Origin of the sequence: Enterobacter sp. MALB-1, assembly GCF_041021625.1 — a bacterium.
Lineage (GTDB): Bacteria > Pseudomonadota > Gammaproteobacteria > Enterobacterales > Enterobacteriaceae > Enterobacter > Enterobacter oligotrophicus.
On the sequence record NZ_JBDPJL010000001.1, the window covers coordinates 3,233,660 to 3,256,060 of the forward strand.

Genomic DNA, 22,401 nt, shown 5'->3' on the forward strand with positions numbered 1-22,401 from the left:
TTTTGCAGCGCGCAGTGTAATGCACAATGGCTGAGGAGACAAAAAAAGCCGGCAATGATGCAGGGGAAATTATGGCTTCACAAAATCTGGCTAAGATGAAGCAGCCCCATCAGCAGCGGATTAGCGCTGTCGTCGGCAGATAGCGGCGTTTTGAACGCTCGCAGACGGTGAAACGTTTTCTGGCGATGATGAGAGAGCGTTAAATACGAGTGATAAGCCTTTTCCCAATTAAAAAAAAGCCCACACAGGAAGTGGGCAAGGAGAGAGTTTACTTTAATTATTATTTTTAATCCTCACAGACAGATTTATCTACAACCCTGTGAGTCAGGCTGTTATTTTTTATAAAAAAGTCGTTTTATTGAAAACCATTTCACTAGCCCCACATAATTCCCTAAGACTTTCCGCCTTTTGAAAACAGTGGTGGAATAATCATAAGCCACTGATAGAAAAGCCATAATGCGTACAGCTCTGTTTACCACTTATAAAAGATATAAATGGCAATAATTTACGTGATAATCAGGCACACCCCGCGATGTATAAAAAATAACATAGTTTCATCAAAGCAGGGATAAATATTTCATAAACGAAATAAAATCATTTATCTGCTATCTCCATACTTTATTTATTAATAAGCGACACAAATATTGCTTTAATTAAATATTTTATTTCATTCACGTCAGATTTTAACCCTGACCAGGAGAGCGGTAATTTTCTCCTATACTCAATTCATCAACGACAACGGAGTGCACCATGCCCTTACCCGATTTTCATTCCTCTGACCCCTACACTCTTGGTATCGAACTCGAACTGCAGGTGGTTAACCCGCCAGGCTACGATCTGAGCCAGGACTCCTCCGCGCTCATCGCCGCCGTCAAAGACGACATCAAAGGCGGTGAAGTGAAGCACGACATCACCGAAAGCATGCTCGAAATTGCCACTGGCGTGTGTCAGAACATCGACCAGGCGGCAGCACAGTTTTCGGTGATGCAGCAGAGCATCCTGCGCGCGGCAGCGGATCAGCATATCCAGATTTGCGGCGGCGGCACACATCCGTTCCAGAAATGGCAGCGTCAGGAGGTGTGCGACGATGAGCGCTATAACATCACGCTGGAGCGCTTTGGCTACCTGATTTTGCAGGCCACGGTGTTCGGCCAGCACGTGCATGTCGGGTGTCGGAGCGGAGATGACGCTATTTATCTGCTGCACGGCCTGTCGCGCTTTGTGCCACACTTTATCGCCCTGGCCGCCGCGTCGCCGTATATGCAGGGTACGGACACGAAATTTGCCTCGTCGCGCCTGAATATCTTTTCAGGGTTTCCGGATAACGGACAGATGCCGTGGGTGAATAACTGGCAGGAGTTCGAAGGGCTGTTCCGCCGCCTGAGTTCCACCAGCATGATCGACAGCATTAAAGATCTGCACTGGGATATTCGACCCAGCCCGCATTTTGGCACCGTCGAGGTGCGGGTGATGGATACACCGCTGACGCTCGGCCATGCCATTAATATCGCCGGGCTGATTCAGGCGACGTCGCACTGGCTGCTGACCACGCGGCCGTATAAGCATCAGGAACGGGATTTTCTGCTGTACCGCTTTAACCGTTTTCAGGCATGTCGTTACGGATTAGAGGGAATTTTAACGGACGTGCATACCGGCGAGCACAAAACCGTGGCGGAAGATATCGCCTGGTTGCTGGAGCAGGTTGCGCCGTCGGCCGAGAAGCTCGGCGCGACAAGCGCGATTAATGAAATTGCCCTGCTGTTAAAACAGGGCAAGAGCGAAGCGCAGCGTATGCGGGACTTTATCGCCGACGGCGGCTCGCTTATTTCTCTGGTTCAGAAGCACTGCGAGCTGTGGGCGACGAGTCCGTAAGGCCGTGGCCCCACTCGCGCAGGCGCTGGAACAGCACGAACAGCGCCGGGATAAACAGGATGCCGACAACGGTGGCGACCAGCATGCCGCTGAACACCGTGGTGCCAATGATACGTCGGCTCTGGGCCCCCGCCCCGGTCGCCAGCATCATCGGCAATACGCCGATGATGAACGACACGGCGGTCATCATCACCGCACGGAAGCGGCGTGATGCCCCTTCGCGCGCGGCATCGACAATCGCCATTCCGTCCATGCGCCGCGCGCGGGCGAACTCAACAATCAGGATCGCATTCTTGGCGGCGAGGGCGATCAGAAGCACAAGGCCAATCTGCACGTATACGTCGTTGGCGTAGCCCGCCATCCACAGCCAGACCAGCGCCCCGCCGATGGCGAACAGCACCGAGAGCATCACGCTCGCCGGAAGCGTCCAGCTCTCGTACTGGGCGACAAGGAACAGCCACGCCATCACCACCGCCGCCAGCACAATCCAGATGGCCTGATTGCCAGTCTGCTGCTCCTGATACGACATGCCGCTCCAGGCGTAGTCGTATCCGGCTGGCAGGTTTTCCGCCAGAAGCTCGCCCATCGCCGCCATCGCGGTGCTGCTGCTCACCCCTTCAGCCGCCGAGCCGCTCACCGACACGGACGGGAACTGGTTGTACTGCTGCAGGAACGGCGCGCCAACGGTCGGGGTGATGGTAACGAGGTTGCTCAGGCGCACCCGCTCGCCGTTGTTACTGCGCACGAACAGCTCGCTGATTTGCTCAGCACGCGCGCGCCACTGCATCTCGTTTTGCATCACCACATGGTAGACACGATTGTTAACGCTGAAATCCCCGGCGCGTGTGCCGCCAAAGGCGGTTTGCAGGCTGCTGAAGATGCGTGAGACAGGCACGTCGAGACGCGCGGCACGCTCGCGATCAACGGTCAGCGTCAGCTGCGGCACGTTGCTGCTCCAGGTGGTGAACACGCGGCTCAGTTGCGGATGCTGATTGGCTTTCGCCAGCACCGCTCGTGTGACGCGCTCCAGCTCCGCCGGGCTTTGCCCCGCCTGCGCCTGAATTCGCAGGTCGAAGCCGGAGGCGTTACCCAGCCCCGGTAGCGTCGGCGGCGCGAAGGTCATGATGGTCGCTTCCGGCAGAGCCAATAGTTGGCTCTGCAGAGTGCCCATCACCTCATCCAGCGGCGGACGTTCGCTCCAGTCCTTCAGCATGACGGAGATAAACCCGCCATTGGAGGCGCTGGTACCGTTGAGAATGTTAAACCCGGACACCTGAATAACATCGTCGACCGCCGGATTGCTGGCGATAAGCTCTCGTGCCGTCTCCATCACCGCTTCGGTACGTTCCAGCGAGGCCGCTTCGGGTAGCTGGACGCTGGCAAAGAAGTAGCCCTGGTCTTCCTGCGGCAGGAAGCCTTTGGGCATCGACATAAAGCTAAACACCACCACGGCCACCGCGCCTGCGGTTGCCAGCAGCGCCAGCCACGGACGCCGGTTGAACAGATTAACGATGCAGGTATAGACGTTGCGCGTGGCATCCAGCCCACGGTTAAAGCCACGGAAAATCGCGGCTGGTCGCGCCGGACGCGGGCGCAGCAGCATCGCGCACAGGGCGGGCGTCAGGGTGAGCGCCACCAGGCTTGAGAGCGTGACGGCAGTGGAAAGCGTCACCGCGAACTGACGGTACAGCTCGCCGACAATCCCCGGCAGCAGCGCTACCGGCACAAACACCGCCAGCAGAACCAGCGTCGTGGCAATCACCGGCCCGGCAATCTGGCGCAGCGCCAGCGCGGTCGCCGCCGTGCGGCTCTGCCCTTCCGCCATCAGCGTTTCGACGCTCTCCACCACGACGATGGCGTCATCCACCACCATGGTCAGCGCCAGAATAATGGCGAACAGGCTGAGCGTGTTGGCGGAGTAACCGAGTGTGTAGAGCACCGCAAAGGTGCCCACCAGCGACACCGGAATGGCAAGCGCGACAATCAGCGTCGCGCGCCAGCTTTGCAGGAACAGGGATACGACGACCACAACGGCCAGCATGGTCAGCGCCAGCGAGACGCCGATCTCTTTAATGGTCGCGGCAACGAAGGTGGTGGTGTCGAACTTCACTTCATAAGTGAGATCGTCCGGGAAACGCGCGGACAAACGCTCCAGCTCGACGCGCACCGCGTCGGCCACACGCAGGGCGTTGGCGGACGGCGTCGGGTAGATGCCGAGATAGGCAGAATCATGCCCGTTCAACTGCGCGCCGGAGCTGTAGCTGCGCGAGCCAAGCTCGATGGTTGCGACATCCTTCAGGCGCACAAGCTGGCCCATCTCGCCCGCGCGGATAATGATGTCGGCAAAGTCTTCGGCCTGGTTTAAACGTCCCAGCCCGTTGATGGTCAGGGTCTGCTGCTGGCCGTTAAATACCGGCGGCGTGCCGACCTGGCCTGCTGCCCCCTGCACATTCTGCTCGCGCAGGGCCTGTGCCACATCGTCGGTGGTCACGTTCAGGGCGTTCATGCGGTCCGGGCGCAGCCAGATGCGCATGCTATAGTCACGCGCGCCAAACATCTGCACCTGCCCGACGCCCGGCAAACGCGCCAGCGCTTCGCGCACCTGGGTGCTGGCATAGTTGCTGACAAACAGCGGCGTGTGGGTGTTATTCGGTGAGTAAAGACTTACCCCCATCATCAGGTTGGTGGCGCGCTTGCGCACCTGCACGCCGTTTTGCTGTGCCTCGGTCGGCAGTTGCGCCACGGCCTGCGCCACGCGGTTTTGCACGTCGATGGCAGCGAGATCGGGATCGGTGCCTGCCGCGAAGGTGATGTTCAGGCTGTAAGAACCTTCATCCGAACTGGTGGATTCCATATACAGCATATGATCCACGCCGTTAAGCTGCGTCTCCAGCGGCGTGGCGATGGCTTCCGCCACGTCAGCCGAGCTTGCGCCTGGCCAGCTGGCCGACACATTCACCACCGGCGGCGTGATCTGCGGGTACTGCTCCACCGGAATAATCTTCAGCGCGATGGCCCCCAGCAGGGTGATGACCAGCGCAATGACCATCGCGAAGCGCGGGCGTTTGATGAAAAACGTCAGCATGATGGCTCCTTAATTCAGTATCTGGACGGCAGCGCCTGGCTGCACGCGCTGCGCACCGTCAGTAATTGCTCGCTCACCGGGCTTCACGCCGGAGGCAATCTGGAACTGCTGGCCGATCTGCCCGGAGATCGTCAGTGGACGTTTTTCGGCCTTGCCGTCGGCATTAATGACCCAGGCAAAGAACCCGTCGCCATTTTGCTGAACGGCCGCTGCGGGCAGAGTCAGCACCGGCTGCTCGCTTGCCGGGCGCAACGTCACATTCACATTACCGCCGGGCAGCAACTGATGGCGCGGGTTGGCAAACTCGGCGCGCAGCATCACGCTGGCGGTGCGCGGGTCGATGCGGTTGTCCACCGATGTCAGCTCACCGCTGACGCGCTGGCCGTTGCTGTCGATCAGTGCCTGCCATGCACGCTTCATGGCGCTGATATCCGCGTGCTGTCCGGCTTTGGTGGCAAACGCTCTCTCTTCCAGTGCAAAGGCGATGCGGATCGGGTCAAGCTGCACCACCTCCACCAGCACGCCGCTGGCAGGATTGACCAGGCTCCCCACGTGGAAGCTGCTGTGCCCCACGCGGCCGTCAATCGGCGAAGTGATACGGGTGTAAGCCAGCGTGACGTTGCGGGTGTCGAGCCGGGCCTTCGCCTGCTCCAGCGCAGCGCTGGCAACGTCACGCTGCATGCGGGCATTGTCCACATCATGACGGCTAATGGCGTTGCTGCTGCCCAGGCTTTCAAAGCGGGAAAGCTGCTGTTGCGCCTGACGCAGCGTGGCTTCGGCGCTTTTGACTTCGGCCTGCGCAAGACGCAGGGCAGCACGCGGCTCGGCGTCGTCCAGCTCAAACAGCACGTCGCCTTTTTTCACATACTGCCCGTCGCGGAAGTTGATGTTGGTGATGACGCCTTCCGTGCGGGCGCGCAGTTCCACGGTGTGAATGGCTTCGATACGGCCCGGTATCTGCCGCTCGGCGGCATGGGCGGTCTGCTCCACGGTGGCAACGCGAACGGGAATGGCGGCGGCGAACGCGGGTTGAAGGGTGCAGGCGAAGAACGCGAACAGGAGCGGGAATTTCATGGGAGTACCTCAGCGTTGTCTCCCCTCACCCCGGCCCTCTCCCACAGGGAGAGGGAGGTCAGCGTTCCCTCTCCCTGTGGGAGAGGGTTAGGGTGAGGGCAAAAAGTTATGCAGCCTTACGGAACCTGCGGGTCAGTCGCTTCTCGATTTCGACGACGAAGAACATCACGCCCGCAACCGCCAGAGTGACAAACCAGTAGCGCAGCGGCAGCGCTTCGGTGCCAAACAGCATCTGCATAAACGGCAGGTAGATAATTGCCGCCTGGAGCAGGAACAGCACGCCCGTTACCAGCCAGATCCCTTTGTTCGCCAGCAGGCCACGGTTCAGGGAGAACCCGTCGGTGTTGCGGCAGTTAATCATGTACACCCACTGGGCGCAGACCAGCATCTGCAGCAGCACGGTGCGGATGAACTCCGCGCTGTGGCCGCGCGGGGCGAGCCAGGCTTCCAGCGCAAAGGCGGCGATGGCAATCATGGTGCCGACGAAGGCCACGCGCCATACGGCATAGGCGTCCATTACGTGCTGGCCGGTCTGACGCGGCGGACGGCGCATGATGTTGCGCTCGGCGGCTTCAAAAGCCAGGCCGAAGGAGAGCGTGGCGGAGGTCGCCATGTTCATCCACAGAATCAGCACCGGCGTCAGCGGAATGATGTTCCCCGCCAGCAGCGCAATCACAATCAGCAGACCCTGCGCCAGGTTGGTCGGCATGATGAACAGAATCGTCTTCTTCAGGTTGTCGTAAACGCGACGCCCCTCTTTCACCGCGCTGGCGATGGTGGCGAAGTTATCGTCCGTCAGAACCATATCCGCCGCCTCTTTGGTCACTTCCGTGCCTTTGATACCCATGGCGATGCCCACGTCCGCCTGGCGCAGCGCCGGAGCGTCGTTCACACCGTCGCCGGTCATGCCGACGATTTCGCCTTTGTCCTGCAACGCTTTTACCAGGCGCAGCTTATGCTCCGGGCTGGTACGGGCGAAAATGTCATATTTCACCGCCGCTTCCGCGAGTTCGGCGTCGTCCATCTTCTCAAGCTGGTAGCCAGTCACCGCCTGCTCGCTGTTGGTGATCCCCAGCATCTGGCCGATGCTCATGGCCGTTTGCGGGTGATCGCCGGTGATCATCTTCACGCGGATACCGGCCTGCTGGCAGGCGTTAATTGCATCAATCGCTTCCGGACGCGGCGGGTCCATCATCCCGGCGATACCGAGGAAGATCAGGCCGTGGCTCAGGTCATCGTGCGTCAGTTCCTGTTCACCGTTTGCCGGTTTGAACGCCGCAGCAACCATGCGCAGCCCCTGGCGCGCATAACGCTCCATCTCGGTTTCCCAGTACGCGCGGTTGAAGGCTTCTGCGCCGTTACGGGTCTGCTGCTGAGCACACAGGGCAAAAATCACGTCCGGCGCGCCGGTGATCAAAATCTGCTCCTCACCGCCAATCTGGTAGTGGGTGCTCATATACTTGTACTGTGAGTCGAACGGGATCTTGTTAACCAGCGAGGTCATGACCGGCGTGAGCCTGGCTTTCGCTGCCAGCACCTTCAGCGCGCCCTCGGTTGGCCCACCGGTGATGCCCCACAGACCGCGCTCGTCCTGAATCAGCTGGCTGTCGTTACACAGATCGATAGTGCGCAGGTACTGCTCCAGCACGGTGCCCGGCTGGATCAGCACCGGCTCGTCGCTGCCTTCCAGGTAGATATTGCCCACTGGCTCGTAGCTGTTGCCGTCCACGCGATAGCACGTATCGGCGGTGATGATGGCTTTCACCGTCATCTCGTTCATGGTCAGGGTGCCGGTTTTATCCGAGCAGACCACGGTCATTGCGCCCAACGTTTCGACCGTCGGCAGCTTGCGGATAATGGCTCGCTTACGCGCCATCGCCTGCACGCCGAGGGAGAGAATAATGGAGATAATCGCGGGCAGACCTTCCGGTACAGACGCAACCGCCAGGCTAATCAGGGAGAGCAGCAGCTCACCCATTGGGATCTCGCGGAACACCAGGCTGAAGATAAACAGCGCAGCCATCATCGCCAGAATAATGGCGAAGATCGCTTTACCCAGTTTGTCCATCTGCACCAGCAACGGTGTACGGTGTTTTTCGATGCCCGCCATCATCTGGTTAATGTGGCCGAGTTCGGTCTCCTGCCCGGTGGCAATCACCACACCGACACCACCGCCCGCGCTCACGGTTGTACCGGAGAACACAAGGTTGGTGCGGTCGCCCAGCGGTAATTCACCACTCAGCGGATTAATGTGTTTATCCACCACGGTGGATTCACCGGTGAGAATCGCCTCTTCCACACGTAAATTATGCGCTTCGATTAACCGCATATCCGCCGGAATACGATCCCCCGCGCGCAGGACAATAATATCGCCCGGAACTATTTCAGTCGTTGGTATTGTTTCATGGCTGCCATTACGAATAACGCGCGCATCGCTGGAGAGCATATTGCGAATACTCTGCAGGGATTTTTCCGCGTTGCTTTCCTGAATGTGTCCAATTAATGCGTTAATGACCGCCACGCCCAGAATAACCAGGGTATCAACCCAGTGTCCCATTACCGCCGTTAATACGGCAGCCGCCAGCAGAACGTAAATCAGCACATCGTTAAAATGCGCCAGAAAACGCAGCCAGGCCGGTTTGCCTTTTTTCTCGGGTAACGCATTCGGGCCATGCTTTTGCAGGCGCGCCTGCGCTTCAGCGCGGTCCAGCCCATTCGGCTGGCTCTGCTTGTGAGCAAGCACTTGCTCTACGGTCTGCTGGTAGGCCAGCCCGTCTGCGGGTGGCATATTCTGAGAGTTAATCATTTTGGTCATTGTATTTTTCCTTCAATTTCCGGTGGTCGGAAGCCTGAATTCCTTTCTGGCTTTAATAAATTCATTTTTAAGGCTTGCGGGTTAATTTGATCTACCGCAATATAATGATTGCCGGGTTATTCAAAACTGCTTAAAACTAATTCAATGACCTGATTTTTACAAAATATGTCTAAACCAAAACTAAACGAGGAGGAAGCATGTTTGGCATTTATCGCGGACGGCGTCTGGCGTTATACATTATCGCTGCCATTGTTATTGCAACGTTAATTGGATATAGCACGTATACGTTTGTAAAATTATTTTCCTGAGGAGAACATATATTTACATAACGAGAGCGCAATTTAATCGTCACGGATAAATTATTCTTTTTCTGTTATTCAGAAGCAGAAATGAGGGGGATTTTTTATCAAAAATCGCATGCCGGGTTTATATTGCTTTACGTTACATTATGCCCGACAATCGCTTTTTTAACTGACGATTAACATTAAGATGAAACACCCGTTAGAATCGCTGCTCACTGCGGGGGGCATTTTATTGCTGGCCCTGATCTCCTGCCTCCTGTTACCCGCGCCGTCGCTGGGTCTGGTACTGGCGCAGAAACTGATGACGACCTTCCATATGGTCGATCTTAACCAGCTCTACACCATACTGTTCTGCCTGTGGTTTTTAGTGCTCGGCACAATCGAATTCTTCGTTCTGCGTTTCGTCTGGCGTCGCTGGTTTTCACTGGCGTCGTAAGCCGGTGAAATCACGCATGCCGTGGATCAGCGCTTCACACCAGGCGGCATAATCATGGCCGCTGGACCACGGGTGGAAACTGACGCGATAGCCTTTCTCCCGCAAGACCTGTTCGAAATCCTGCGTGGTGCGGTAGATGCCGCCACCCGCGCCCGTGGTTTCAAACTTTCCGGCCTGCAACCAGAAGCGCACCGGATACAGCGGCGACTGCTGATACTGACGCGTCAGCCAGCCGGGCGCTTCACCTTTCGGTGCCCACCAGTACGAGCCAGAAAGACTCAGTACGTTGCCAAACAGACGCGGATAGCGCAGCGCGATCCATGACGACGCAATTCCGCCGTAGCTGGAACCCGCCAGCACCGTTTTTTGCCGCTGCATTGCAATCCCCTGCCGACGTAGCCACGGCAGCAGTTCGTGCGCCATAAAGTCGGCAAAATCCGGGTTGGGCGGCAACTCTTTGCCGCGACGGGCATAATCGAGACTGTCGATAAACACCACGTTAACGGGCGGAAGATGATGGCGGGCAATCAGACCATCCAGCACATTGGCGAAGTGGTACTCATCCTGATAGATCTGCCCGTCGAACAGCATGAGCGTCCAGCGCGCAGGCTGCGCGCCGCGCGGTTTGTAAATCATCACTTCGCGGGAATTGCCGAGGATTCTGCTGGCAAACATCTGGCGGCTCAGCGTGCCGTGCACCAGCGGCTGTGACGTGGCCTGCACGGAACAGTAGCGTGTCGGGCTGAGATCGAGCAGCGAATAGCGGTTCCAGCGATCCGCTTTCTGTTCGCCAAAGGTGTTCGGGTTAAGCGGATCGGCCTGCGCACTCACCAGGATCGCGCGGCGTTGCTCACGCGGTGAACCGTCTATCAACGGTACATCCGGCGCAAGTTTGTACTGCATTACCGTATCGGCAGGCACCACGTAGCTGCGGAACCAGACATCGCTTTTCCCCAGTCGGAACAGCGGATCGTGGTCCCCCGCCGGTGAGCCGAGAATAAAGACGTTATCCCGCGCGCCGCGCCACAGGAAAGTAACACGTTTATGTCCTGCATCCACCGGCTCCACCATCGGCGTTCCCTGCCGAATCTGCGCCTGCCAGAACGCATCAGTGCTCCCACCGGCAGCAATCGTTTTTGCCAGCGCCTGCAGCGTCGGGCTTTCAGGCTCCAGCATTTGTACGCGTGGTAACGCGGAGGTCTCTTTCATTCTCCACTGAAAACGCCACGGCTTGCCCGCCTCTCCATGCAACACCAGCGAGGTGCTCTGCCGTACCGGGAGGGCAAAAAGGAGGGTGTGTTCACCGTCTGCGGGACCATTTTCAACCAGCGTGCGGATACGGCGGTTTTGCGCGTCCAGCAGGCGGGCATCGGTTACGCCATTAAGGGTGGCTGAGACATAGTTTTCAGTCAGCTCGGGCAGCACAAAGCAAACTTCGCCGCTGGCATCAAATTTTCCCTGTACATCTCCCTGGAGGGAAGAGTGTTCACACGTTGCTGCCACCGCAGGCAGCGTACCGATCCCTAACAGCAACCCACTCCATGCCCTTTTCATTAATGCCCGTTCCCCGCCTAAATTTGTAAACAACGCTAATGCAAATGGTAATAATTTGCAATATCATCTAGGCCGTTTTACCGGTGTTTTTATGGCGATAGCAACCAAGGACGTATAATAAAAATGTTTAAAAATAATAAGTTAATTCAACTCTGGCTTTTGAGTCTGGCTGCGGCCAGCGTGACGGCTCAGGCCGAAACCAAAGAAGAAACCATTACGGTGACGCAGGGTGTAAGTGAAGAACCCACCGCGCCAGTAAAGGGGATCGTGGCAACCAAAACCCTTTCCGCGACCAAGACCAGCGCAGAGATCGTGAAGACGCCGCAGTCGGTGTCGGTGATCACCCGCGATCAGATGAAGATGCAGGATGTGACGTCCGTATCGCAGGCGCTGCGCTACTCCGCTGGCGTTTTTACCGAGTACCGCGGATCGTCCAACCGTAACGATGAAGTGTTTGTGCGTGGCTTTAGCTACGTACCGAAATTCCTCGACGGTCTGAGCTTCGGCGCAACGGCCTCTTCCCAGACGGGCGCGATTGATCCGTGGCTGCTGGAACGGGTGGAACTGGTACGTGGCCCGGCGTCCGTGCTGTTTGGTCAGGTCAATCCGGGCGGGCTTATCAGCATGATCAGCAAACGACCGACCACCGAATCCATCCACAACGTCCAGTTCCGCACCGGTAACAACGACCTGGCAGAAGGCGCGTTTGATTTCGGTGGTAAGCTCAGCGATGACGGGCGCGTGCTTTATCGCGTCAACGGTATCGCCCGCACCCAGCATAATCAGGTGGACGATTACAAAGAGACACGAATGGCGATTGCCCCGGCGATCACCTGGTATCCGAACGATCAGACCCGTTTTACGCTGCTGAGCAGTTATCAGAAAGATCCGGATGCGGGCTACCGTAACTTCCTCCCCGCGTATGGCACGTTGAAGAGCGCGAATGGCAAATACATTCCAAGCGACTTTAACGTCAGCGATCCGGATTATGATCAGTCCTGGCGCGAGCAGACGATGATCGGTTACGAGCTGGAACACCAGTTTGCCGATAACCTCACCTTCCGCCAGAACGCGCGTTACGCCACCATTAAGCAAAAATATCGCTACCTGGTTTACGCTAACAGCGCCGCTGACAGCACAGTGCTGACCCGCCGCGCCCAGCACGAGGAGCGCACCACCAATGAGTTTGGCCTCGATAACCAGCTTGAGTATCTGGTGAATACGGGTAACGTCAGCCATACCTTGCTTGGCGGCGTCGACTACAAGAGCAGCAAAGATAAACAGCTGCTGGAACGCGGAAGCGGCTCACAGTATGACCTCGACTGGACAAACCCGGTGTACGGCGTGAACGTCGATGAAAGCACCTTCAGCACCGCCACCGACGAACAGCAAAACCTCGACCAGATGGGCCTGTATCTGCAGGATCAGATAAGCTGGAATAACTGGGAATGGCTGGTTTCCGGGCGTTATGACTGGAGCGAAGTGCGCACTAACGACTTCACCGATAACAGCGTTACCCAGCAGAACGACAGCAAATTCACGTGGCGTACCGGGCTGCTGTATGCGTTCGACTTTGGCCTGTCGCCCTATATTAGCTACAGCACTTCGTTCGAACCGAATCTGCAAACCAACCGTGCGCCAGGCGTAGGGCCGTTTAAACCGACTACCGGAGAGCAGACGGAAATCGGGCTGAAGTATCAGCCGGTTGATACCACGCTGATGACCCTTGCCCTCTACGATTTAACCCAGGACAACGTCGCGACCTACAACAGCGCCGAAGGCTGGTTTGAAAACGCGGGCAAAGTGCGTTCGAAAGGCGTTGAGGCGGAGATCCACTCCACGCTGATGGACAATATCAACCTGATTGGCTCGTACACGTACACGGATGCAAAAACCCGGAGCACGACGGTGGCAGGGACAGAAGGCAAAACCCCCGCGCGTATCCCAACGCATATGGCATCGGCTTTCGCCAGCTACACCATTCCTGGCGGCGCGCTGAAGAGCCTGACCGCAGGCGTGGGAATGCGTTACATCGGCACCAGCTACGGCGATGCAAAGAACACGTTCAAGGTGCCGTCGGTGGATTTGTATGATGCGATGGTGAGCTACGATCTGGGCGAGATGAACAGCAGCCTGAAAGGGGCGAGCGTGCAGTTTAACGTCAATAACGTGGCGGATACGAAGTATGTCGCGTCGTGCGCAAGCGATACGGCGTGCTTCTACGGGATTGGCCGAACGGTGACGGCGACGGTGAATTATCGCTGGTAAGCCAACAAAAAAGCCGGGTGGCGGCTGCGCCTTACCCGGCCTACGTTCGCAATGTTTGTAAGCCCGGTAAGGCGTAGCCGCCACCGGGCGAAAACAACTCAGTGCGCCCGGCTGTGATTCTCTTTGCGATATGCCCCAGGCGGCTGGTTGAACGTTCGCGTAAAGATGCGCGTAAAGGTCTGCTGTGAGTCAAATCCGTAACGCAGGCAGATGTCATACACGCGTTCATCCGATTCACGCAAATCGCGCGCCGCCAGCAGTAGCTTACGTTCGCGGATATAGCGCCCCAGACTTTCACCTTTATATTGCATAAACAGCCGCTGCAGGTGCCACTTCGAGTAACCCGCATGGCGGGCAATCTCTTCAATGCGTAACGGCTGATGCAGGTTGTCGTCGATCCACTCGACAATGGTGTCGATGACTTGAGCGGAAATGGTCATGCTGCTCTCCCCTTCTGCTTCTCGGTTGATCATTATTCCCACCATGCGCGAAACTGTTGGGTGGTATCACTCACCCGGACGGGCTCGCCTAGTTCCGGCGTCAACAGGCGATAACGTTTGTCCTTGCTGGCTTTTGCCAGCTGGATCAGCGGATCGTTCCAGGTATGTTTCGCCAGCACAAAGCGCCCGTTATGCCCTGGCACCACCGCTCTGGCATTGAGATCTGCGGAGGCCTGCGCCGTTTCAGCTGGCAGCATGTGGATGTACTTCCAGTCCTGGTCGTACTGGCCGTTTTCCATAATGGCGAGATCCACCTCGCCAAACTGCTCACCGATGGCTCTGAAATGCGGGCCATAACCGGAGTCGCCACTGTAGTAAACCTTCTGCTCGGGCGTAACGAACATAAAGCTGCCCCACAGCGTCTGGTCGCGCTTGATGCCGCGCCCGGAAAAGTGACGTGCAGGAAGCACGTGAACCGTCAGCTCATCGCTGATGCGCACGGACTGATTCCAGTCGCGCTCGTCGATAATCTCAGGATTCATACCCCAGTAACGCAGGTGTGAACCGACGCCCAGCGGGGTGACCACACGTTTCACCTTTGGCAGCAAAGCCCTGATGGTGGCGTAATCCAGATGGTCGTAGTGATCGTGAGAGATAATCAGCAGGTCGATCTCCGGCATGCTTTCCGCATGCCACGGGTATTCCCCGGCGAACGCCTTGTTAAGGAACGAGAACGGCGCAGCGTAGTTGCCGAGCACCGGATCGATCAGGATGCGTTTGCCTGCCAGTTGCATATACCAGGAGGAGTGGCCGAGCCACACCAGCGTGTCTTGCGCCAGCGGCAGGCTCGCCAGATCGGTGTTAACCAGCGGCAGCGGCTGTGCCGGACGGGCATTTTCGGTTTTGCGGGTCAGGAATTGCCACCACGCCACCAGCATATTTTGTTGCCCGGTAAAACCCGGCGTCGGCAGCGTATTGTGAAACTTGCCGTCCCGATACTGCGGAGAGGCTTCCACTTCCGTGAGCTGCGCACCCTGCGGTGGCTGGCCAAATCCGGCATTCAGGATAAAAGGTAAACTCGCAGCTGAAGCAATAATCATGACAAACACCACGCAGATGAATAGAGGCTTTTTCATTTCCTGACCCGGCTTCGCGCCCCTTCCGATGGTTTGCGCGGGTTGAACTTGATTATGAGTGAGTAAGCACTCATTATAGATGCGATGAATATATCGTCAAGATGTTTTCGATCTTTGACATTCCGCGTTGCAGCGGTATGACACGCATGATTCAATGTGTTTTTTTACAATTAAGAGGAGGGGATTTTTAGTGGCACGTCCAAAGAGTGAAGATAAAAAACAGGCCTTACTGGAAGCGGCAACCGCGGCATTTGCTCAGTCTGGCATTGCGGCTTCAACGGCGTTGATTGCCCGTAATGCGGGTGTCGCTGAAGGCACACTGTTTCGCTACTTTGCTACCAAAGACGATCTGCTGAACGCCCTCTATCTGCATCTGAAGCAGGATCTTTGCCAGACTATGCTGGCGAACCTCGATCGCTCTATTACGCTTCCGAAAGAACATACCCGTAATATCTGGAACAGCTATGTGGACTGGGGCATTCGCAACCCGATCGCTCACGGCGCGATCCGCCAGCTCGGTGTGAGCGAGAAAATCTCGAAAGAGACCGAACAGGCGGTTCACGATATGTTCCCGGAGCTGAATGAACTGTGCCGCCGCTCGGTACGCCAGGTATTTATGTCCGACGAGTTTCGCACCTTTGGCGATGCGATTTTCTTATCGCTGGCCGAAACCACGATGGAATTTGCCACCCGCGATCCTTCCCGCGCCGTCGATTTTAAAGCGCTCGGCTTTGAAGCCATGTGGCGGGCGCTCGCCATAGAGGGTAAAGATGGAGAGTAAATCTTTACAGGAGCACGCCAGACGCGTGGCGCTGGAGCTGCCATTCACGGAACACTGCTGGCCGTTTGGCCCGGAGTTCGATGTCTTTAAAGTGGGTGGAAAGATTTTTATGATTATGGCCGCCGCTCACGGGCGGCCTCACGTCAGCCTGAAATCTGAGCCGGAAAAATCGCTGCTCAATCAACAGATTTATCGGGGCATTGAGCCTGGCTATCACCTCAATAAAAAACACTGGATTTCGCTCTACGGCACCGACGACATTACGCCGGAACTGGTCACGGATCTTATCCATGAGTCGTGGGATCTGGTCGTCGATAAACTGCCAAAAAAAGATCAGAAGTGGATACGCCCGGCCTGATTGTTCGTCTGTGCCGAACAGTGTAAGCGCTCGAATTGCACTTATCTTTTGCCGCTTCGCGCGGTAATCTGCTTTCCTTTCGCGCCCGTGTGCGGGCGAATTTCATCACCAGGAGTTGTTATGGATATCATTTCTGTCGCGCTGAAACGCCACTCTACCAAGGCGTTTGACGCAAGCAAAAAACTGACCGCGGAAGAAGCGGAAAAAATGAAAACCCTGCTACAGTACAGCCCGTCCAGCACCAATTCCCAGCCGTGGCACTTTATTGTTGCCAGCACCGAGGAAGGTAAAGCGCGTGTGGCGAAATCCGCAGCGGGTACCTACGTGTTCAACGAACGCAAAATGCTGGACGCTTCTCACGTGGTGGTGTTCTGCGCAAAAACCGCGATGGACGATGCATGGCTGGATCGCGTGATCGACCAGGAAGAAGCCGATGGCCGCTTTGCAACGCCGGAAGCGAAAGCCGCCAACAACAAAGGCCGCCACTACTTCGCCGATATGCACCGTGTCGACCTGAAAGATGACGACCAGTGGATGGCAAAACAGGTTTACCTGAACGTCGGTAACTTCCTGCTGGGCGTGGCCGCGATGGGCCTTGACGCAGTGCCGATTGAAGGCTTCGACGCGGCTATCCTTGATGAAGAGTTTGGCCTGAAAGAGAAAGGCTTCACCAGCCTGGTGGTGGTGCCGGTTGGGCACCACAGCGTGGAAGATTTCAACGCCACGCTGCCGAAGTCTCGCCTGCCGCTGAGCACGATTGTGACGGAGTGCTAATGAAAACGGGCCGCTGCATGCGGCCCGTTACGTTTTACTGATGACCAGCCTGCGGATGGACCTACCCCAGGCAAAAGCAATCCAGCGTTCTTCAAGCTCAGCGTAAGAATTTACGGGCGTTAACGTCCACTCTTCTCCCACCGTACCGTCTGCCACGCGAATGCGATAGTTCATAGTAAACGCCCAGTCGATCATGAGCAGCCAGAATCGCTGTCCGTCTCCCGTTTGCTCGCCGTCCGAAACAACGATGTCATATTCACTTAGCAGCCACTGAAAAAAGAGTTGCGGTAACCCGCTTATCACGCGCTGATGTACGGCGCGCGGAGTACGCCACACCATCACCTGCGTGGCAGCCCCATGAGGATAGGTGATTTCGTTGTGAAACGTCAGCTTCACTGCATAAGCGGTGTAGGGCTTGCCGTCGTCGGTTGTCACGAGACGGTATTCATCGCCATAACGTGATTTTAAAAGTCGGTATCCGACAGGCAGCAGAAACCCCGGCAGATGGAAATCCTCCGCGCCTCGCGCCAGGAACGCTTCGGTGTGTTCGACGTTTCGGGAGATAAGGCCGAGTTTTTGGCTGAAGTCTGCGGAATCAATCATCAGTGGCGACATGGGTGGTTTCTCATCGCGTGAGTATAGACGACTTAACACTTCATCGAAATCATGACGATTAAGTCGGTTGGTTTAATTAAACCTCACCTTACGCCTGTCTCAGCCACTTAGCAGAAGAGGCTCTGATTCCCTGAAAGCGCCTCGCAAAAACTTATTTCCCCTGCTCCGCCAGCCATGCCATCGCCCTCTCTCCCGCCTCATCCACGGGTAAATAGACCAGCAACCGCGATCCGTTTCGCGGTGCGGAGTACCAGTACATCTGCTGCAGCGTAAAATCTCCCAGTTCAGGATGAGTAAACAGCTTGAGCTGGTTCTCCACCCCGCGAACGTCGTTGCGCTGGTGCCACAGGGCTTTGAACTCTTCAGACACCGCAAAGAAGCGGGCCAGCTTCGCTTCCCACAGCGGGTCGCCCCGGTGCTCCGCCATCGCCGCACGGAAGTAGGAGACAAAAATGGGCAGTACATCGTCGCGTTTGCCAAGGCGTGCGCGCCACGCCGGATGGGTGAGGAACAGGTAGATACAGTTACGGTCTTCCGGCGGAATTTCATTGAAATCGACGCCCATCAGATGGCCGAAGCTGTCGTTCCACGCCACGATGTCGAAATTAGGTTTCTGGATACTGGCAGGTTTCGGCATCAGGGTGTCGAGCAGGCGGCGCGTGCCTTCGCTGATCCCCTCGCAGCAGATTGCCTGTGGCGCTTCCCCCGGCGGCAAACCCGCCAGAACGAACAAATGTCGGGTTTCCGTCGGCGTACACTGCAGCGCTTTCGCCACTGCAGCCATCACCGCGCTCGATGGATTGACGTCCCTGCCCTGCTCAAGCCAGGTGTACCAGGTGACGCCCACATCCGCCAGCAGGGCCACCTCTTCACGACGCAGCCCCGGTGTGCGACGGCGGCCGCTGCGCGGTAAACCCAGGCGCTGCGGATCGAGGCTTTCACGACGGGCGCGTAAAAATGCCCCAAGCTGCTTTCGGGTGTCATCCTTGAGTGAGGTGACAGGTTCAGACATCAGCGCCATAAATCCCCCTGCATGGTAGTGTCAGTACCAGTATAAGCAAGAACTGGTACTCGTTTATCAGATGGTTGATGCTACGTCTCTAAGCTGTTTGACGCAATGGAGTTACCATGAATACGTCAGTTGTTTCACCGGGTCGTGCAGGCCTGATATTGCTGTTAACCGGCCAGATGCTGCCGCTGATTGATACCTCAATTACCAACGTGGCGCTGGATTCCATCACCCACTCTTTACATGCCACCGCCACCGAGCTGGAACTGATTGTCGCGCTCTACGGCGTGGCCTTCGCCGTCTGCCTGGCGCTCGGCAGCAAGCTGGGGGATAACCTCGGCCGCCGTCGTCTGTTTATGTGGGGCGTGGCGAGCTTTGGTCTGGCCTCGCTGCTGTGCGGTATGGCGGGTAATATTGAACAGTTGCTTGCCGCGCGTATCGTCCAGGGCGCAGGGGCGGCGCTGATCATGCCGCAAATTCTTGCCACACTGCATGTGACGCTAAAAGGCACCGCCCATGCGAAAGCGATTAGCCTGTTTGGCGGCATTGGCGGCATCGCGTTTATCGTGGGGCAGATGGGCGGCGGCTGGCTGGTATCGGCGGATATCGCCGGGCTGGGCTGGCGTAACGCCTTCTTTATCAACGTGCCTGTCTGCATGGTGGTGCTGGCGTTGAGCCGCCGCTACGTGCCGGAAACCCGCCGCGATACCCGGTCACGCATCGACTGGACCGGCACCGGACTGCTGGCGATTATCCTCTGCTGCCTGTTGTTCCCGATGGCGCTTGGCCCGCAGTGGCACTGGTCATGGCCGCTGAAGGCTATGCTTCTCGCCATTATTCCGCTGGCCTATTTGATGGTGCTGAATGCGCGTAAAAAAGAGCGCGAGGACGCTCACCCGCTGATCCCCCCGCGCCTGCTGCAGCTTCACAGCATCCGTTTTGGTGTACTGATTGCGATGCTCTTTTTCAGCGTCTGGTCCGGGTTTATGTTCTGTATGGCGCTCACCATGCAGACCGGTCTGGGGATGGCACCGTGGCAGTCGGGGAACAGTTTTATTGCGCTTGGCGTAACGTACTTTATTTCTGCGTGGTTTGCCCCGCGCCTGATTGCCCGCTATAGCACCAGCACCATTCTGCTCACGGGCCTGGCGATCCAGATTATGGGTCTGCTGGCGCTGATCGCCACCTTCCGCCTCTGGGGGATGACGAATACCGCGCTGACACTGGCTCCGGCAACCGGGCTGATCGGTTACGGGCAGGCGCTGATTGTAAACAGTTTCTACCGCATCGGGATGCGCGATATCCAGCCAGACGATGCCGGTGCCGCGAGCGCAATTTTGAGCACGCTTCAGCAGGCGGCACTCGGCCTTGGTCCGGCTATTTTCGGGGCGATTTTGCTGCATGCGCTGCAGAATCATCACGGAGATTATACTCAGGCGATAACGGTTTTCCTGGCGGTTGAAACGGGGATGATGATCGTGTTGGCACTGGCGACGCTGCGTATGCGCCATCGTCTCTGTTTACCGGTAGTAAAGACCTGTCACGCGTCCAGATAACTCCTCCGAATTTGCATAATAGATCCGCAGCCGCCATTATGGGGCTGCATCAATACAGGAGACGTTATGCAGGAATTAATTGCTCAGGTTGAAGAGTTAGGCATTGAAATTAATCACACCACCTCTTTAGTGATTATCTTTGGTATTATTTTTCTTACCGCCGTTATTGTTCATTTTATTCTGCACAAAGTGGTATTGCGGGCTTTTGAGAAGCGTGCGCAGGCCAGCAGCCATTTGTGGCTGCAAATCATTACTCAGAATAAATTATTTCACCGTCTGGCCTTTACCCTGCAGGGGATAATCGTCAACGTTCAGGCGGTATTGTGGCTGCAAAGAGGCAGCGAAGCAGCGGAAATACTTACCACCTGCGCAAAGCTGTGGGTAATGGTGTATGCCCTGCTCTCCTTCTTCTCGCTGCTGGACGTCATTTTTAATCTGTCACAGAAAATGGCCACAGCGTCACAGCTGCCGCTAAAAGGGATATTTCAGGGCATCAAGCTGGTGAGCGCGATCCTGGTGGGGATTTTGATTATCTCCCTGCTGATCGGTCAGTCCCCGGCGATTCTGATCAGCGGTCTGGGTGCGATGGCTGCCGTTCTGATGTTGGTCTTTAAAGACCCGATACTCGGGCTTGTGGCGGGTATTCAGCTCTCCGCTAACGATATGCTGAAGCTCGGCGACTGGCTGGAGATGCCGAAATACGGCGCGAACGGCACGGTGACGGACATCGGCCTGACCACCGTTAAAGTGCGCAATTTCGATAACACCATCACCACCATTCCAACCTGGGCGCTGGTGTCCGACGCCTTTATCAACTGGAGCGGCATGTCGGCCTCCGGCGGGCGACGCATTAAGCGCAGCCTGAATATCGATACCACCAGCATTCATTTCCTTGACGAGCAGGAACAGCAGAAGCTGATTCAGGCGAAACTGCTTAAGCCTTATCTGGCCGCGCGTCATGAGGAAATTACGCTGTGGAATCAGGAAAACGGTGAAGGGGAATCGGTATTAAACCTGCGCAAGATGACCAATATCGGTACCTTCCGCGCCTATCTGAATGAATACCTGCGAAGTCATCCGCGTATTCGTAACGATATGACGTTAATGGTGCGTCAGCTCGCGCCGGATGCCAACGGTCTGCCGATTGAAATATATGCTTTCACCAACACGGTGATCTGGGCAGAATATGAAGAGATTCAGGCCGATATCTTTGACCATATTTTCGCGGTAGTGGATGAATTTGGGCTGCGCATTCACCAGACGCCCACCGGGAACGATATTCGCTCGCTGGCTGGCGTACTGGCGAAATAATCAGGCACTGGCGCGGGAAATAAAGCGCCAGTCCATCATCACCCTTTCCGTGGGCGCATCCGGATTGTCGATTTTATTCAGTAAAAGTTCGACCGCCTTGCGCCCGATATCACGCGATGGCTGCTCAATAGTGGTGAGCGAAATCATCTCCGCCAGTTCCGTACCGTCAAAACCGACAACCGCAATATCCTCCGGCACGCGTAATCCCGCCTGCTGAATGGCACGCAATGCGCCTGCCGCCAGCGTATCGGAAACGGCAAATACCGCATCAGGTGGGTTCTCTTCCAGTAATTTTTGCATCGCTGCCATGCCTGCACTGGAGCTGAGATCGCTGGCGTATTCCACGGCCTGATACGCCAGATCCCGCAGGTGGATCACGCTTTTATAGCCACGTTCGCGCAGGCGGGCATATTTGTAGCTGAGGTCGTGGTTAATCAGCGCGATGCGTGTGCGCCCGCCGTCGGCAAGCTGACTGACAACGTGCTGTGAAGCGTCCACATCGTTAATGCCCACACAGGAGACGATACCGGCATCGGCGTATTCAGCACACTGCACCCACGGCGCGGAACCAATCAGCGCCGCAAGTTCCGGCAGCTTCGAGAAGGCATCCATGGTGATAATGCCGTCGACGATTTTACCCGACAGCAGGCTTAAGCCCGAGCGGGAACGTTCGATATCCGAGCCAGAATTACACAGCAGGATGCGGTAGCCATTCTTCTCGGCCTCGGCTTCAATCCCTTTTACCACTTCGGCGCAGAACGGGTTGGCGATGTTCGATACCATCACCAGGATCATATAGCTGCGGGCGGTACGTAGCTGGCGGGCCAGCAAATTGGGCTGGTAGTTACTCTCTTTGATCGCCTGCAGGACGCGCTCACGGTTTTTCGCTTTTACGGTATCGCTGTTATTAAGCACGCGGGAAACCGTTGCCACGGACACGCCGGCAAGCTGAGCGATTTTCTGAATTGACATAGCGACGACACATCCTGCGGTTAGCGTTTTATGCAGGCTATCA

At 56.7% G+C, this 22,401-nt stretch carries 17 protein-coding genes; 8 read left to right on the forward strand and 9 right to left on the reverse strand.

Annotation, left to right across the window (positions count from 1 at the left end):
* Positions 1-750: 750 nt before the first annotated feature.
* Positions 751-1,872, forward strand: a complete 1,122-nt coding sequence (locus ABGB15_RS15500) for a YbdK family carboxylate-amine ligase (RefSeq protein ID WP_215722798.1) — start codon at positions 751-753, stop codon at positions 1,870-1,872.
* On the opposite strand, the gene ABGB15_RS15505 is transcribed toward ABGB15_RS15500, so the two are convergent.
* The 3 genes from ABGB15_RS15505 to ABGB15_RS15515 all read right to left on the reverse strand — a co-directional run bounded on the left by ABGB15_RS15505 (position 1,823) and on the right by ABGB15_RS15515 (position 8,846).
* Complete coding sequence (locus ABGB15_RS15505; protein ID WP_215722797.1) at positions 1,823-4,957, reverse strand: efflux RND transporter permease subunit; 3,135 nt, start codon at positions 4,955-4,957, stop codon at positions 1,823-1,825. The genes ABGB15_RS15500 and ABGB15_RS15505 overlap by 50 nt on opposite strands.
* Positions 4,958-4,966: 9 nt before the next feature.
* A complete protein-coding gene (locus ABGB15_RS15510; RefSeq protein ID WP_215722796.1) occupies positions 4,967-6,031 on the reverse strand; it encodes an efflux RND transporter periplasmic adaptor subunit in 1,065 nt (354 codons plus the stop codon).
* Positions 6,032-6,137: 106 nt separating this feature from the next.
* The gene (locus ABGB15_RS15515; RefSeq protein WP_215722795.1) at positions 6,138-8,846 is read right to left on the reverse strand and encodes a cation-transporting P-type ATPase; all 2,709 of its coding nucleotides are present in this window, start codon (positions 8,844-8,846) and stop codon (positions 6,138-6,140) included.
* 489 nt (positions 8,847-9,335) lie between these two features.
* Here ABGB15_RS15515 and ABGB15_RS15520 point away from each other — a divergent pair, with 489 nt between their 5' ends.
* Positions 9,336-9,584, forward strand: a complete 249-nt coding sequence (locus tag ABGB15_RS15520; RefSeq protein WP_152083766.1) for a DUF1158 domain-containing protein — start codon at positions 9,336-9,338, stop codon at positions 9,582-9,584.
* Here the strand turns inward: ABGB15_RS15520 and ABGB15_RS15525 are convergent.
* Entirely contained in the window at positions 9,570-11,138 is a 1,569-nt protein-coding gene (locus ABGB15_RS15525) for an alpha/beta hydrolase-fold protein (protein WP_215722794.1), read from the reverse strand. The genes ABGB15_RS15520 and ABGB15_RS15525 overlap by 15 nt on opposite strands.
* A gap of 123 nt (positions 11,139-11,261) precedes the next feature.
* Here ABGB15_RS15525 and ABGB15_RS15530 point away from each other — a divergent pair, with 123 nt between their 5' ends.
* A complete protein-coding gene (locus ABGB15_RS15530; RefSeq protein ID WP_369064200.1) occupies positions 11,262-13,406 on the forward strand; it encodes a TonB-dependent siderophore receptor in 2,145 nt (714 codons plus the stop codon).
* Positions 13,407-13,504: 98 nt separating this feature from the next.
* Here ABGB15_RS15530 and ABGB15_RS15535 read toward each other — a convergent pair whose 3' ends face one another.
* Together ABGB15_RS15535 and ABGB15_RS15540 are read right to left on the reverse strand one after the other, a co-directional pair.
* Positions 13,505-13,846 (reverse strand): RamA family antibiotic efflux transcriptional regulator, encoded by a 342-nt coding sequence (locus ABGB15_RS15535; protein ID WP_119935465.1) that lies wholly within the window; start codon positions 13,844-13,846, stop codon positions 13,505-13,507.
* Positions 13,847-13,878: 32 nt separating this feature from the next.
* Positions 13,879-14,982, reverse strand: a complete 1,104-nt coding sequence (locus tag ABGB15_RS15540) for a RomA family MBL fold metallo-hydrolase (RefSeq protein ID WP_215722792.1) — start codon at positions 14,980-14,982, stop codon at positions 13,879-13,881.
* Between the two features lie 190 nt (positions 14,983-15,172).
* On the opposite strand from ABGB15_RS15540, the gene ABGB15_RS15545 reads away from it, so the two are divergent.
* From ABGB15_RS15545 to nfsB, 3 genes are all read left to right on the forward strand, one after another.
* Positions 15,173-15,763, forward strand: a complete 591-nt coding sequence (locus ABGB15_RS15545) for a TetR/AcrR family transcriptional regulator (protein WP_152083762.1) — start codon at positions 15,173-15,175, stop codon at positions 15,761-15,763.
* On the forward strand, positions 15,753-16,121 hold the full coding sequence (locus tag ABGB15_RS15550) for an MmcQ/YjbR family DNA-binding protein (protein ID WP_152083761.1): 369 nt from the start codon (positions 15,753-15,755) through the stop codon (positions 16,119-16,121). The genes ABGB15_RS15545 and ABGB15_RS15550 overlap by 11 nt, the downstream gene beginning before the upstream one ends.
* A gap of 120 nt (positions 16,122-16,241) precedes the next feature.
* Positions 16,242-16,895 (forward strand): oxygen-insensitive NAD(P)H nitroreductase, encoded by a 654-nt coding sequence (gene nfsB / locus ABGB15_RS15555; RefSeq protein WP_215722791.1) that lies wholly within the window; start codon positions 16,242-16,244, stop codon positions 16,893-16,895.
* Between the two features lie 27 nt (positions 16,896-16,922).
* On the opposite strand, the gene ABGB15_RS15560 is transcribed toward nfsB, so the two are convergent.
* On the reverse strand, positions 16,923-17,510 hold the full coding sequence (locus ABGB15_RS15560) for a hypothetical protein (RefSeq protein WP_215722790.1): 588 nt from the start codon (positions 17,508-17,510) through the stop codon (positions 16,923-16,925).
* 151 nt (positions 17,511-17,661) lie between these two features.
* Positions 17,662-18,531, reverse strand: coding sequence for a helix-turn-helix transcriptional regulator (locus tag ABGB15_RS15565; protein ID WP_215722789.1), 870 nt, complete (start codon positions 18,529-18,531; stop codon positions 17,662-17,664).
* A 107-nt stretch (positions 18,532-18,638) separates the two neighbouring features.
* Between ABGB15_RS15565 and ABGB15_RS15570 the strand changes: the two genes are divergently transcribed.
* Positions 18,639-20,075, forward strand: a complete 1,437-nt coding sequence (locus tag ABGB15_RS15570; RefSeq protein ID WP_215722788.1) for an MFS transporter — start codon at positions 18,639-18,641, stop codon at positions 20,073-20,075.
* A 66-nt stretch (positions 20,076-20,141) separates the two neighbouring features.
* Positions 20,142-21,386, forward strand: coding sequence for a mechanosensitive ion channel family protein (locus ABGB15_RS15575; RefSeq protein WP_152083756.1), 1,245 nt, complete (start codon positions 20,142-20,144; stop codon positions 21,384-21,386).
* Here ABGB15_RS15575 and ABGB15_RS15580 read toward each other — a convergent pair whose 3' ends face one another.
* Positions 21,387-22,358 (reverse strand): LacI family DNA-binding transcriptional regulator, encoded by a 972-nt coding sequence (locus ABGB15_RS15580; RefSeq protein WP_152083755.1) that lies wholly within the window; start codon positions 22,356-22,358, stop codon positions 21,387-21,389.
* Positions 22,359-22,401: the final 43 nt, after the last annotated feature.